Annotated in this window: 11 protein-coding genes; 3 read left to right on the forward strand and 8 right to left on the reverse strand. The window is 32.3% G+C overall.

Annotation, left to right across the window (positions count from 1 at the left end):
• Positions 1-15 precede the first annotated feature (15 nt).
• Genes EKM79_RS01215 through EKM79_RS01225 form a run of 3 tightly spaced genes read right to left on the reverse strand, consistent with a single transcriptional unit; the run spans position 16 to position 3,609 of the window.
• A complete protein-coding gene (locus tag EKM79_RS01215) occupies positions 16-1,170 on the reverse strand; it encodes an iron-containing alcohol dehydrogenase (protein WP_125565314.1) in 1,155 nt (384 codons plus the stop codon).
• Positions 1,171-1,186: 16 nt separating this feature from the next.
• Positions 1,187-2,338 (reverse strand): sialidase family protein, encoded by a 1,152-nt coding sequence (locus tag EKM79_RS01220; protein WP_125565315.1) that lies wholly within the window; start codon positions 2,336-2,338, stop codon positions 1,187-1,189.
• 35 nt (positions 2,339-2,373) lie between these two features.
• Positions 2,374-3,609 (reverse strand): four-carbon acid sugar kinase family protein, encoded by a 1,236-nt coding sequence (locus EKM79_RS01225; protein WP_125565316.1) that lies wholly within the window; start codon positions 3,607-3,609, stop codon positions 2,374-2,376.
• A 239-nt stretch (positions 3,610-3,848) separates the two neighbouring features.
• Here EKM79_RS01225 and EKM79_RS01230 point away from each other — a divergent pair, with 239 nt between their 5' ends.
• The 3 genes from EKM79_RS01230 (at position 3,849) to EKM79_RS01240 (ending at position 6,872) form a co-directional block, all read left to right on the forward strand.
• Positions 3,849-5,615, forward strand: a complete 1,767-nt coding sequence (locus EKM79_RS01230) for a sigma-54-dependent Fis family transcriptional regulator (RefSeq protein WP_246005593.1) — start codon at positions 3,849-3,851, stop codon at positions 5,613-5,615.
• 138 nt (positions 5,616-5,753) lie between these two features.
• Positions 5,754-6,224, forward strand: coding sequence for a NanQ anomerase/TabA/YiaL family protein (locus tag EKM79_RS01235; protein WP_125565318.1), 471 nt, complete (start codon positions 5,754-5,756; stop codon positions 6,222-6,224).
• Between the two features lie 213 nt (positions 6,225-6,437).
• Positions 6,438-6,872: a very short patch repair endonuclease gene (locus EKM79_RS01240; RefSeq protein ID WP_125565319.1), complete on the forward strand. Its 435-nt coding sequence runs from the start codon at positions 6,438-6,440 to the stop codon at positions 6,870-6,872.
• Here the strand turns inward: EKM79_RS01240 and EKM79_RS01245 are convergent.
• The 5 genes from EKM79_RS01245 to EKM79_RS01265 all read right to left on the reverse strand — a co-directional run bounded on the left by EKM79_RS01245 (position 6,864) and on the right by EKM79_RS01265 (position 12,375).
• Positions 6,864-8,306: a Sau3AI family type II restriction endonuclease gene (locus EKM79_RS01245; protein WP_125565320.1), complete on the reverse strand. Its 1,443-nt coding sequence runs from the start codon at positions 8,304-8,306 to the stop codon at positions 6,864-6,866. The genes EKM79_RS01240 and EKM79_RS01245 overlap by 9 nt on opposite strands.
• Before the next feature lie 88 nt (positions 8,307-8,394).
• Complete coding sequence (dcm, locus tag EKM79_RS01250; protein WP_125565321.1) at positions 8,395-9,630, reverse strand: DNA (cytosine-5-)-methyltransferase; 1,236 nt, start codon at positions 9,628-9,630, stop codon at positions 8,395-8,397.
• Between the two features lie 239 nt (positions 9,631-9,869).
• The gene (locus tag EKM79_RS01255; RefSeq protein ID WP_125565322.1) at positions 9,870-10,604 is read right to left on the reverse strand and encodes a type II toxin-antitoxin system RelB/DinJ family antitoxin; all 735 of its coding nucleotides are present in this window, start codon (positions 10,602-10,604) and stop codon (positions 9,870-9,872) included.
• Between the two features lie 189 nt (positions 10,605-10,793).
• Positions 10,794-11,432: an SDR family oxidoreductase gene (locus EKM79_RS01260; RefSeq protein WP_125565323.1), complete on the reverse strand. Its 639-nt coding sequence runs from the start codon at positions 11,430-11,432 to the stop codon at positions 10,794-10,796.
• Between the two features lie 151 nt (positions 11,433-11,583).
• Positions 11,584-12,375, reverse strand: a complete 792-nt coding sequence (locus EKM79_RS01265; RefSeq protein ID WP_125565324.1) for a DUF2399 domain-containing protein — start codon at positions 12,373-12,375, stop codon at positions 11,584-11,586.
• Between the last annotated feature and the right edge of the window lies 1 nt (position 12,376).

The following is a 12,376-nucleotide window of genomic DNA, read 5'->3' on the forward strand; positions in this document are numbered from 1 at the left end:
CTTTCTTCATTTTAATTACATAACTGATTTATAAATATTTTCTACTTCTTCACGTGTTAACTTTCTACGATTATGATCTAGAAGACGTTTCTGTTGTAATGCAGAATCTACTAAGAAATCGAGATCATCAGCTTTTACTCCGAACTTCTTCAAATCAGTTGGTATTTCAACTTTCTTAACAATTTCAGCAATTTTAGCAATCATAAAATCAGCTTTTTCTGATACTGATTTACTTCCTTCAGCTGGAAATACAAAATCACATAGACTTGCTAAACGGTCGGCAATATCAGGTTTATTAACTTCCATTACTTGCTTAAATAATATGGCATTTGAAACACCATGAGCAATATGGAACTTTCCACCTAATGGATATGACAACGCATGAACTGCAGTTGTACCTGATGCTGTGATTGCAACTCCACCATAGAATGCACCTAGTAATAATGCTTTTCTGGCGTCCATGTTGTCGGCATCTTCATATGCTGGAACAATATTTTCAAAGATATTCTTTGCTCCAAGTGAAGCAATTCCGTCACTCAAAACAGTGGCATTTTTAGATGTATAACATTCGACACAATGGCTCAAAGCATCAACAGCTGATGAGGCCATAATTGATTTAGGTAACGTCTTAACATTATTTACATCAAGTAATACCAAATCAGGTAACATCTCATCACTAACAATTCCGAACTTAACGTCTTTTTCTGGAATAGTTACAATGGCGTTGATTGTTGCTTCAGATCCAGTACCGGTTGTTGTAGGGATCAAAACAGTTGAGCAACGTTTACTTACTTTAGTAGGATCATCAATTAAGTCTTTGATACTGTAATCAGTATGCAAAACTAATGAAATAAGTTTTGCGGCATCCATAACACTACCGCCACCAATTGCAACGATGGTATCAAAATCAAACTTACTTACCTTTTGTAATAATTCATCAACTTGGACATATGTTGGTTCTGGTTTAATTTCTGATTCAATCTCATAAGAAATATTATTCTTTTTAAAGTAATCCTCAATAGGTTGAACTAAACCACTCTTCATCAATCCATTATCTGTAAATAAAAGAACATTCTTATTTTCTTTTTTAGCAATAAAATCACCTAAGTGTCCTAATAGGTTTTCACCTAAATAAATGCGATTGGGCATCTTTAAAAATGCATTTTCCATACTTATTTACTCCATTCTATTCATTAACAGTCTTTTTTGACTTAATCCAACTTTCAGTTAATTCAACAAAAGCAATCTTTTGTCTAAAGTACGTGAAGGTTACGTCAATATTTCCATTCTTAGCAGCTTTGATTGAAGGATATGAAAATTCTCTATTCTTCTTATTCTTGGAATCATTAGTTAAGGCATACCCGTCACCTTCAGCAAGGTTCTTCTTATATGGCCATGTCTTACCTTCATCTTCAGAAATTGCTACAGTAATTGGTGCTCTTGGAGCTCCCCAGAATGCACGTGGAACATCACTATCTTCATCTGCATCCTTGTCCTCAAGTCCATCACTGTATAACGAAGTTCTTCTTGAAGTGGCATCTTTAGCACTTGAATCATTGAATACCATTACTAAGTCACCATTACCTAGAACAGTTGCCTGAATTGAAGCATTATTATTTGGTAATTCTGTCTTTTCAGGTTCTGTCCATGTTTTCCCATCTTCTGAATAACTGCGATAAATATTGTCTGCCCAACGGCTACGGAATAGTCCGATATAACGGCCACTCTTTAATTTCTCAATATCCATATGAACACAGCCTAAACTATTGGGAACCTCGTATTCCTTAAATGTCTTAAATTGATCATTAGATACTCTAACAGCACTATAATCGTAACTTCCATACCAAGGTTTGCCATCATTTTTAACTACACAATGGAAAATAGGCAACAGCCATTCACCACTATCAGTAACAACAATAGGTTGACGGATAAATACCCCCTGCTCACCGTTAAATAATACCTTTTGATCATCCCATGTCTTACCTTCATCATGAGAAATACGACATTCAACAATAGCAGTATCTTGATTACCACCATCTTGGGAAGTATACATCAACCAAATATCACCGTTAGGAGCATGGAACAACATAGGATTTTGGTCTGAACGTCCTTCATTTGAAGACATTCTGATAGGTTCTGACCATGTTTCTTCACCATTGTTCATACGAGAAAGAAAGATACTAATATCTGACATTCCTTCTTGTGTACCTGAGAACCAAACACATAATGTATCTCCATTATCTAAAATTAATAGATTAGAAGCATGACTTTGAATTCCGGATTTTGGTAACGTAAAGGTTCTTTCAAACTTAGTTGTAAGACTGTCTTGTAATTCCATTGTAAAGCCTCCTATTGTTTGTAAATCTATTTACTTTAAAAACTTTTGCTACGCAACTTCTTAAATGCATAAGTTATTAGTTCGTCATTTCCAAAAGCACCGGCCTTAGTAACGATATTTAACCCATTGAGGTCACCAGACCTTATCTTCAACATAGGTATCCCCGGTTCAATTTCATCAATAACTTGAACTCCACCAGCTTTACCAACATCAAGTAATCCTTTGGCAGTATCGCCACCAGTAACAAAAACACCAGATATCTTTTCATATAGAACTAATCGGCGACATATCCCGGCTAATATGGTCTGAGTAACTTTTCCAATACTTTCTTTGCTCAAATCATATTTCTCTAATTTCTTAATTGTCCTATTAAGTTCCGAACGATCATACGAAGCTGATGACATCACAACGACATCTTTACCTTTTTGCAACAATTCACGTGCTTCATTTAAATACGACGCATAGGAATCCTTCTCATAAACGTCATATATTGGAATACTGATTAAATTAACACCATTTTCTTCTGCAAAATGTAATTGTCTTCTTGTAACATCACTAACACTTCCAATTAAGCCAACAGCCGGTAAGGTCTTTTCATATTGCATTAAAATACTACTCATTAATCCTGCTGAACCAACCCATAATACTTTCTTATTTGCCCTCTTAACTTCTTTAATTATTTTTTGCAAATCCATAGAATTTTCAGAATCGAAAGACAAATACTTATAATTACCATCTATTTTGAAATTATCTTTTCTAATATCCTTAATAGAATAATGTCTATTTTTTTTACCTAGAAAGGCTCTCTTCAAAATATCGGATATATTATCATTATCAATTGGTTTAAGCGGATCTTTGCCAATCTCAGTATCCAATGCTCGAATTTTATTAACATATAAAATTTCGTTTTTTATTGTTCGACCTAAGCTTGGAAGAGCTGGAGCAAATACAACTAAATCCGGATCATAGAACTCTGCTAATGTTTTAATTTCTGCACTGATATTTCCACGTAGAGTTGAATCAACCTTCTTTAAAACAATATCAAATGAATCCAAATTTACTTTAGACATCATTGATTTCATCTTATTGGTGGCTTCTTCAGTAGATGAATTCCTAGTCTCTGTATCTAGTACACATGATGATTTATTATCATCAGAATCTATGGAAGTAACATCAAAATTTACATTAACGTCAATTCCATGATTAACAAGTTGAACACCTGTGTCATTGGCTCCTGTAAAATCATCAGCCACAATTAAGTAATTAGCCATGTCGTTATCACCTCCTACGTTTAAGAAATGAATTATCTAGTAGAAGTTTTTAAGCTTGCCTCTAATTCAATAAAACGTTTTCATTAATTACAAGTTCTATATTATTCTCAAAGTTAATCTAAGAATATTGAATTATCGTTCAAAAATTAAACGTTTTTAAAAAGATAATAAAAAAAAATACAACTATAATTATAGCTGTATCAAAATAAAACAATTTCATAGAGGTGATCATTTTGGATATGAACGTACTCTGTATTTCGCCATATCAATCCATGCATATTTCTGTTCAACAAATATACAATACTTATGCCGACAACTATCCTAATATACACGTATACTTCGAAAAATTGGATAGACATGAAGGTATCCCCGCACTAACTGACATGCTGAATGAAAGACACTATGACATGGTAATTTCTCGTGGTGGTACCTCTGCTTTAATCAAAAAAATAACTAATATTAGAGTAATAGACGTTGGAATATCACAGTACGATATTCTAAGTATCATCCAAGCGTCATCTCGAATAGACAAAATTGCACTAGTTGGGTTCCCTGAAATTACCGAACCATTTAAAAGAGTAGCGGATAGGTTTGAGAAAAAAGTACCTATATATAGTATTAAAAACGATACAGATTTAAACGAAACTTTGAAAAATGTTAAAGCTTCTGGTTTTAATACTGTAATTGGTGACACTAGTGTGGAAACAATGGCGGAGCAATATAATCTCAATACCATTTTCATAACTTCCGGTGAAGAAACCATTAAAGATGCCCTATTAAATGGTTTTTCTATTCTCGAGGAAATATCAATAAATCAAGATCAAAAACAATTATTTGTTCACTTACTAAATGAATTCAATCAATTTTTCGCGGTATTCAATGCTGATGGAACATTGTATTTGAAGTCTAATGGACTTATTGTCGATGATAGTTTGTGGGAAAGATTTGAAAGTACTATAAACAAAAATATGAATAACTTCAATTACAACAATAGTTATTTCAAAATTGATTCTAAACAATATAACGACAAAAAAATATACGATCTGCGCAGAGAAAAGATTTGGAATGATTCTAAGAATGACGATTTTTCTCAACTTTTGATGGATAATGACAAATCGATACAAATAAGCAATCTTTATCACACGATTTATGATGATCGATTCTTTAATAAACTAGAAACCTATGCTCAAGATGATACAAACATTGTCATATTAGGCGAAAAAGGGATGTCTAAAAAGTACTTATCTATATTGATAAGTAAATATAGTAATTACAAATCTAAAGTTCCAATTTTACTAAATCTAGAATCTGAAAAGTTTTTTAATGCTGCCATGAATGATGATAAGTCCATCCTTTATGAATCCGGTCAAGTTTGTGTCCTAGATAAATTCAATAACTTACCTTACAAAATTCAACGTAATTTTTTAAACTTTATAGACGAAACAGGCTTTGCGTCTAGAAATAAGATCATCTTTATTTTTGAACAGAAACTATCAGATGGAATTGACAAAAATCTTGAAGGACTGATTGCTAATTCACACTTAGTGACGCTTAAACCATTGAGGGATGTTTTAGGAAATTCTGTTTCCAAATTGATTACTATAATTATCAACGACTATGCCAAGCACAACGCCAAAATGGTTACAGGAATCTCTGATTTAGCATTGGATTACTTATTAAATCAAAAATGGAATAACAATCTTGTTGAATTCACTAAAGTAATAAACTCATCTCTAGCATCAACTGAAAGTGCACAAATTGGTGTTAAAGACATTCAAGCAGCTGAAAAAGAATACAAAGATCTTAATTACCTGTATAGTCACGATCATAAATCATATTCCACAGTAACCAATTATTCGTCTAATGAAGCTAAAACACTTCATGAAATAACACGTGAGGCAGTTACTAATGTGCTATTCAAAAATAGTGGGAACAAAACCAAAACTGCCAAAGAATTGGAAATTAGTCGTGCTACCTTATGGCGTTATTTAAAAGAAGATAATTGATTGTTTCATAAATGAACGAATAAATATTTACCTCTTAGGTAATTTTATACACTGTTTAATTTTTAAACCAGCATTTTGTGTATACGATTTCACAAAAATAATAATCTAAACATAGAAAAACCTTTAGGAGGCAATTACATGTTTATTTCTAACAAGTCAGACAGTACCGCAAAGTTCTTGAATAATATTCCAGCATTAAAACCAGTTTTTGATTTTCTCAGCAATACAGATTTAGAAAATATTGAACTGGGAAAACATGATATATCGGATGATATTTTTGCTAACGTACAAGAATATGACACCAAAGAAGAAAAAATTGGTCGCTGGGAAAGCCACAAGAAATACATCGACTTCCAATATATTATTTCTGGACAAGAAATAATCAAGACAACCAATAGCTCAAAACTGACATTAAAAGATAATGAATTGGACAAAAAAGATGCTCTCTATTATGAGAAATATCAAGGTACTACTTCGTTAATCGAATTACATCAAGACGACTTCGGTGTATTCTTACCTGAAGATGCTCACGAGGCTTGCTTGAACTTAGATACTGTTTCTCATGTTAAGAAAGCTGTTATTAAAATTCCTTATTCATTGTTGTTTTAGTTAAAATTAATACGCCAATAATCTGCTTAGTTGCAGATTATTGGCGTATTTTTTACTTCTTTAAAAAGATTTATAATATGAATACAGAAAAGAAACTGTTTTCTAAAGAAAATCTCACTAACCTGTTTCAAGGTTAACATATATATAATTTTAAAAAAAAGCACACACAGTTATAAACTATGAAATTAAAGACAACACTTTATAGGAGCAACTATGAAACATCCCAAATATTATGACAGTGATGAACAAACTAGAAAAAGAATGTCTAACGTACATTTAAAACGTGGTAAGGCTGAAAATATTATTGCCGCTTCTCTCTGGAATAGAGGTATACGTTATAGAAGAAACTATAAGGGCCTGCCCGGATCTCCGGACATTGCTATAACAAAATATAAAATTGCTGTATTTATAGACGGAGAATTTTGGCACGGATACGACTGGGAAAGAAAAAAAAAGAAATTAAAAAGAAATAGAACATATTGGATAAAAAAAATTGAAGAAAATATGCATAGAGATAAACGAGATGATAATGAACTGAAAGAAAACGGTTGGACTGTACTACATTTTTGGGAAAAAACCGCACTTAAAAATACTGATTACTGCGTGGAACTAATAATGCTTTATATACGAGATAAAAAATCAGTCTAACAAACCCTTAACAACATCTTTTACATAATCATTATTCAAAAAGAAACATTGGTTTGTCATATAATTATTCGAATAATTTTTAGGTTTATTGGTCCACCTTGCTGGCGTTGGCAATTCATTTGCACAACTATTATTTTCATAACTTGCTTTAGCTGCATGTGGTCGTACATGCATAATCTTGTTATCATCTTTTTTTATAAAGTTATTACTAACCTCTCCATTTTTGAATGTTAATTCTACACCACGATTTATCGTATCTATTGTTGCCTGCCAAGCATTTTTAATATCACCATCAATATCCTTCTGAGGTACATTAAAAAATTTTACACCTTTAAAAACATTATCACCAAAAGTGTTTTCTTGAAATACAACGAAAATAAATGTACTTTCAGAAAACATAACATTTAAATCCGCTGAAGGGGTACCATAATCATCGACCCAAACTTCATTAACTAAATCTTTAAATTTAAAAATTGGAAAAGACATACTTTCCTTATTGCGACCCTCGGGGTCAAATTGAATTGTCTTAACCTTATAAGATGCCTTATTAAATTCATCGATATTCAACAGCGCTTTTGTGTTAGATTTACTATTATTTAGTCCTAACATCCCCCTAGCCAATAAATTATTAACACTTTTACTTTTTGAATCGATAGAAAACATACTTCTCAATTCAGATTCAGTTTTTCCAACATATTGTTTAAATCTATCTTCGATAATTTCTCTTAGAGATTTATTATTAAGCTCAACATGATTTTTGATAATAGAATCATTTTTTTCATCACCAAGTATATATTTTCTTAATATTTGTGTCATATACCCGTTCTTTAAAGAAAACGCACGTTGCTTAGCTTTATTATCAGAATATGGTTGATTTCTTTCAGATTTAGAATTAGCACCCTTTGTGCAAGCTGATAAATAATTAGTCAAACTCTCACTAAGATATTCGGCCTTTCCATCAACCACATATTCTTTGATTTTATTCCAATCATTTTTTATAATTGCGTAATCAATCGGATTCTTACTCATCTCATACATTGCAACATCAGTAAAAGTCCAATCATCTTTCGGTTTGTCTTTTAAATACTCGTAAAATCCCAATTCAATAACTTTATTTTTATATAGAAAATGGCTATTTTCAAAATCTTCATTAACTATATCCATGTAATTAATAATATTAAATACCAGACGCTCTTTAGATGAATATTTACCATTTTTCAATTTTTTATATGGTGTAGCTTTTAACTCAGCTACACCTAAATCTGGTTTGCTTGCAGAATCTTTCTCTTTACCAAACCATATTTCGAACAAATCACCAATCATATTCTTATTTCCAGATACTTTATCATATCCATCAATCTTTGAAAACGGGATACCTACAATCTCTCTAGCTCTATTATGCACTTCCTCTTTAGAATGATAAATTTTTTCCATTTTTGTCACCTACAATTAGTATAATTATACTAATAATATATCACGATAAATAAAAAAGACATCCTTCATTGGATGTCTTTACTACTATTTACTGTTCATTCGAAATAATACTATCTATACCCTTTCCAATTTCAGATACCAAATCACAAACTAAAGCATTACCCATCATAAAATACCTAGCTGAATTAGGCATACCCTCAGTCCAGTTGTCTGGGAAGGTTTGTATTCTTTCCGCTTCCAACGGTGTTATAAGCCTAAGTCTACCTGTACTCTTGTCTTTTATTACGTGAGTGCTTCTATTAACGCTATGTTCTGAAGTAAGCATAGTACGAGCAGGTCTATCCAGTGGATCAGGAAAAGCCATTCCACCTTCTGAATAAGTATAATTGTATCCATTTGCATCAGTTCTAGGTATTTTTTTTGAGCCTTTTAAATATTCAAATTTGGATAAACGTCCATCCTTAGTGTCTAGATACAGTGACTCATCATCTACACTATCTTGAACGATATCATCTAAAACCATATTTTCACCATGATAATCTGCTTCATAGCTAGCCGTATAAATATCCTTATCTAATAAGACACCCGTATGTTCAAAATGAAAGCTAAAATGATCTGAAAAATCTACTATATCTTCAAAGCCATCAATGCTGCCAACTTTTTGTTTGTTTAACTCATCTTTTATTGGTAATGAATCGGAATAATTATATACACTTTTATCTGTAAAAATTTCGTGTATTTTATTTTTTTCAGCTAATTGAGAAATCTCTTTATAATATTTAGTATCTTGTCTATATGCAAAAATGAATACTCTTCTTCTACGCTGGGGAAATCCGTAATCAGCAGCATTAAATACTCTCCACTGAACACCATAACCTAACTGATTCAAAGTATATAAAATCATACCAAAATCTCTTCCACGTTGTTTCTTACCAGGAGAAGATAATAATCGATCAACATTTTCTAAAAGGACAAAGGATGGCTTTTTTGCTTCTAAAGTATCTCTGATATCCCACCATAAAACTCCCTTTTTACCAACTATTCCTTTTGCATTGGTACTAGCAACTGAATAATCTTGACATGGGAAACCACCGACTAACAAATCAGCATCTGGAATATTACTCTTATTAACCTTGTTTATATCTATATTAGTTATATTTTTGCTATCTCCAAAATGTCTAACATAGCAATCATAAGCATATTGACTTTTCTTACCGGGCTCCCATTGATTTGCATATACAAAATTCCAGCCAGTATTAAGTTTTTCTAATCCAACTCTAAACCCACCGACACCGGCAAATAATTCTATAACTCGTTTTTCCATTTCATTACCTACTTATAATTTGCTATTAAAAATAACCATTTTATTCATTCAATTATACATTTTTTCATATAATTGATCAACCCATTGATTTCTAAAATTCCGCTAAGCATCGAACTCACGTTCGCATAGAAGAACTTTAACATAAAAAACTACATAAATAAACAATAAAACCTTCCTAACTAAGAATTACTTTTAAATTGGATTGTATAAACATTAAATATGAGTCTTATAACTAATTTCTACAGTTGAATATAGCTAACTGATGATACCCAATCTTTTCCTGAAGGTAATGAAAATATATTTGGTCTATCAAGAGCATCTGTTAATGCTTTTTGTTCTTCAATAGCATCTGTTCTCCAAAATCCTGCATTCATAAACGCCACCACTTCAACATCTCTGGAAACTAAATATGGGATTACTTGATCAAAAAATAATTTCACTCTATTCTTAGCAGTAACTTGCTTAGAAAAAACAAAAAACTCATCTAAAAATGCTATTTTATTAACTTCTTTGTATAAGTCTGTTTTTGATTCAAGCTCACTAGCAACCAATTCAAAATCCCCCGATGCAGCATCAGCCGCATCCCAAGTATCCACTTCAAAATTATTAATTATTTTTACATCAGCACTTGCCATTAGTACCTCGTTATCGTCGTCAACATCCAAAATACCCTTAATTTCAATATTTTCATTGACGACATTAACACCAAAGTCTGCATCAGATTGATAACTTCCTTCAATTGACATATAAGCATCCATAAATGTCTTCTCATCAATTGGTAGCATATGCTCTTCAACCCACTCCAATAAGTCTGTAGTCTTATCTAATTTTAATTCAAATGGGAAACCTTCATTATTCTTTGACATCTGTAAAAAAATTTTTATTGCTTCGTTTGTAGTAGTACCTAGCTTCTGGAACAATTTATCTGAACTTTCTTTTAATTCATCATCTACTCGTACTTGTATGTTCTTCATACGTTTCTCCTTTAAATGCATTATTATTTATAAGCAAACTATGATGCATTTAGATTCACTTTGCAATAACTTTGCATATCTTAGCGCATTAAAATTATAATTGCAGAAAATATAATCACGTTAAAAATAGCCTGACTCTAGCGTAATGCTGGAATCAGGCTATTTAAATATACAAATCCTATTACCAAATTAATACCAAGCAGGCTTATCCCCATCAGTACCAGGTTTATCAACCCCAACTGATTCACGGCTGAACTTATCAGGTGCTTGAGTAATATCAACAACCAACTGAGCTACTGACTTACGTGAAACTTCAGTACCCTTGAATGGTTCACCCTTTTGAGTAGTTTCAAAGTCAACTTCATCCTTATCAGTTAACCAAGCTGGACGAACGATTGTATATTCCAAATCTGAGTCTTCAATGACCTTAGCTGCTGCAGCATAATTTGTAATGTAACTGCCAAGTGTACTATTGTTCCACTCACCAAACTTACCAGGAACTTCGTCATAAATACCCAAAGTTGAAATCCAAATCAAACGTTTAACTCCTGATGCATGCATTGCTTCAACAACTGACTTAGCTTGATCTTCAATATTTCCACCAGCCAAGTTAGCATAAACAACATCAACATCTTTCATTGATTCAACAAGTTTCTCTGTATCTGTAGTATCCCCACCGACAATTTCAACTAATCTATTATCGATATCACGAAGTCTTTCGGGACGTCTCAAGTACAATCTCAAACTATCATTAGTTGAGTCCAAATATATTTGTGTTGCTCTACGAGCAATCTTTCCGTTTGCGCCAAGTACTAATACTCTAGTCATAATCGTATCTCCCTCTATTTTTCTCTACATTCACATCATAGTTGAGAGGAAGTTTTTTTACAAAAATAGCTTCTCGCAAAATTAATATAGACATAAAATTGATAATTATATTTATAGTTACATTTATTGGTTATCACCGTCATTCAGAAAACTATTGCAGCCATTTTTTAATTAAGGGTTCATATTCAGAAATTAGTTGCTCTTGTTCAACGAACATTTTAAATGTGTGAATTGATGTTATCTCTTCTTTCAAGACCTGATTATCAACGGAAACTCGTTTGGTTCGGTTCAGATCATTTATGCCAAATCTCACAAGCCAGTCAACGACTCGTTCCGGCGTTTGTATCGAAAACAAATTTTGATTTACTATTTTCGATACTCTATCAGCTATTCTTATGCCAGCACTATCCAGGTCCCCTAAATAGGCCATCTTCAAATTGTTGTTGGATAAATATTTTAATAATTTATTATATGACTCATTAAAATCATTTCCTGACTGATTTATCAACGGCCATTCTGGGTGAAGGCTGTGTAGCCAAATGAATACACCATTGTTCTCTATAATAACAGCCTTTTTATTCATAAGTGGAACATCTGTCATTAAATCAATTTGCCAAGGATTTAATGTTACCGGCTGTGGCAAGTTTGTCTGAAAAATATTGGCACTACTAAATGACATACCTATTAATTGCGAAGACAACTCATTAATTCTCTTTCCATCAAAGAAACGCTTCATTATCCATTGATAGTACTGATAAATCGCAGGATTACTTTCAGAGTGACTCAAAGTATGTGCGGTGAATCCCATATCAACAGCTTGTTGTCCACGTGGAGGTAACTGAATACCAGAAGTGATTTTGTCGAACAAGGCATCTAATTTTTCAGCATTCTCAGGTAACTCACGACCCGATTCATTTTCGTACATTTCAGTATAACGACTCATT

The organism is Companilactobacillus insicii (assembly GCF_003946015.1).
Lineage (GTDB): Bacteria > Bacillota > Bacilli > Lactobacillales > Lactobacillaceae > Companilactobacillus > Companilactobacillus insicii.

Coding starts and splice junctions, on each gene's coding strand:
- EKM79_RS01215 (WP_125565314.1), bottom strand. CDS start 1,170: ATGGAAAATGCATTTTTAAAGATGCCCAATCGCATTTATTTAGGTGAA.
- EKM79_RS01220 (WP_125565315.1), bottom strand. CDS start 2,338: ATGGAATTACAAGACAGTCTTACAACTAAGTTTGAAAGAACCTTTACG.
- EKM79_RS01225 (WP_125565316.1), bottom strand. CDS start 3,609: ATGGCTAATTACTTAATTGTGGCTGATGATTTTACAGGAGCCAATGAC.
- EKM79_RS01230 (WP_246005593.1), top strand. CDS start 3,849: ATGAACGTACTCTGTATTTCGCCATATCAATCCATGCATATTTCTGTT.
- EKM79_RS01235 (WP_125565318.1), top strand. CDS start 5,754: ATGTTTATTTCTAACAAGTCAGACAGTACCGCAAAGTTCTTGAATAAT.
- EKM79_RS01240 (WP_125565319.1), top strand. CDS start 6,438: ATGAAACATCCCAAATATTATGACAGTGATGAACAAACTAGAAAAAGA.
- EKM79_RS01245 (WP_125565320.1), bottom strand. CDS start 8,306: ATGGAAAAAATTTATCATTCTAAAGAGGAAGTGCATAATAGAGCTAGA.
- dcm (WP_125565321.1), bottom strand. CDS start 9,630: ATGGAAAAACGAGTTATAGAATTATTTGCCGGTGTCGGTGGGTTTAGA.
- EKM79_RS01255 (WP_125565322.1), bottom strand. CDS start 10,604: ATGAAGAACATACAAGTACGAGTAGATGATGAATTAAAAGAAAGTTCA.
- EKM79_RS01260 (WP_125565323.1), bottom strand. CDS start 11,432: ATGACTAGAGTATTAGTACTTGGCGCAAACGGAAAGATTGCTCGTAGA.
- EKM79_RS01265 (WP_125565324.1), bottom strand. CDS start 12,375: ATGAGTCGTTATACTGAAATGTACGAAAATGAATCGGGTCGTGAGTTA.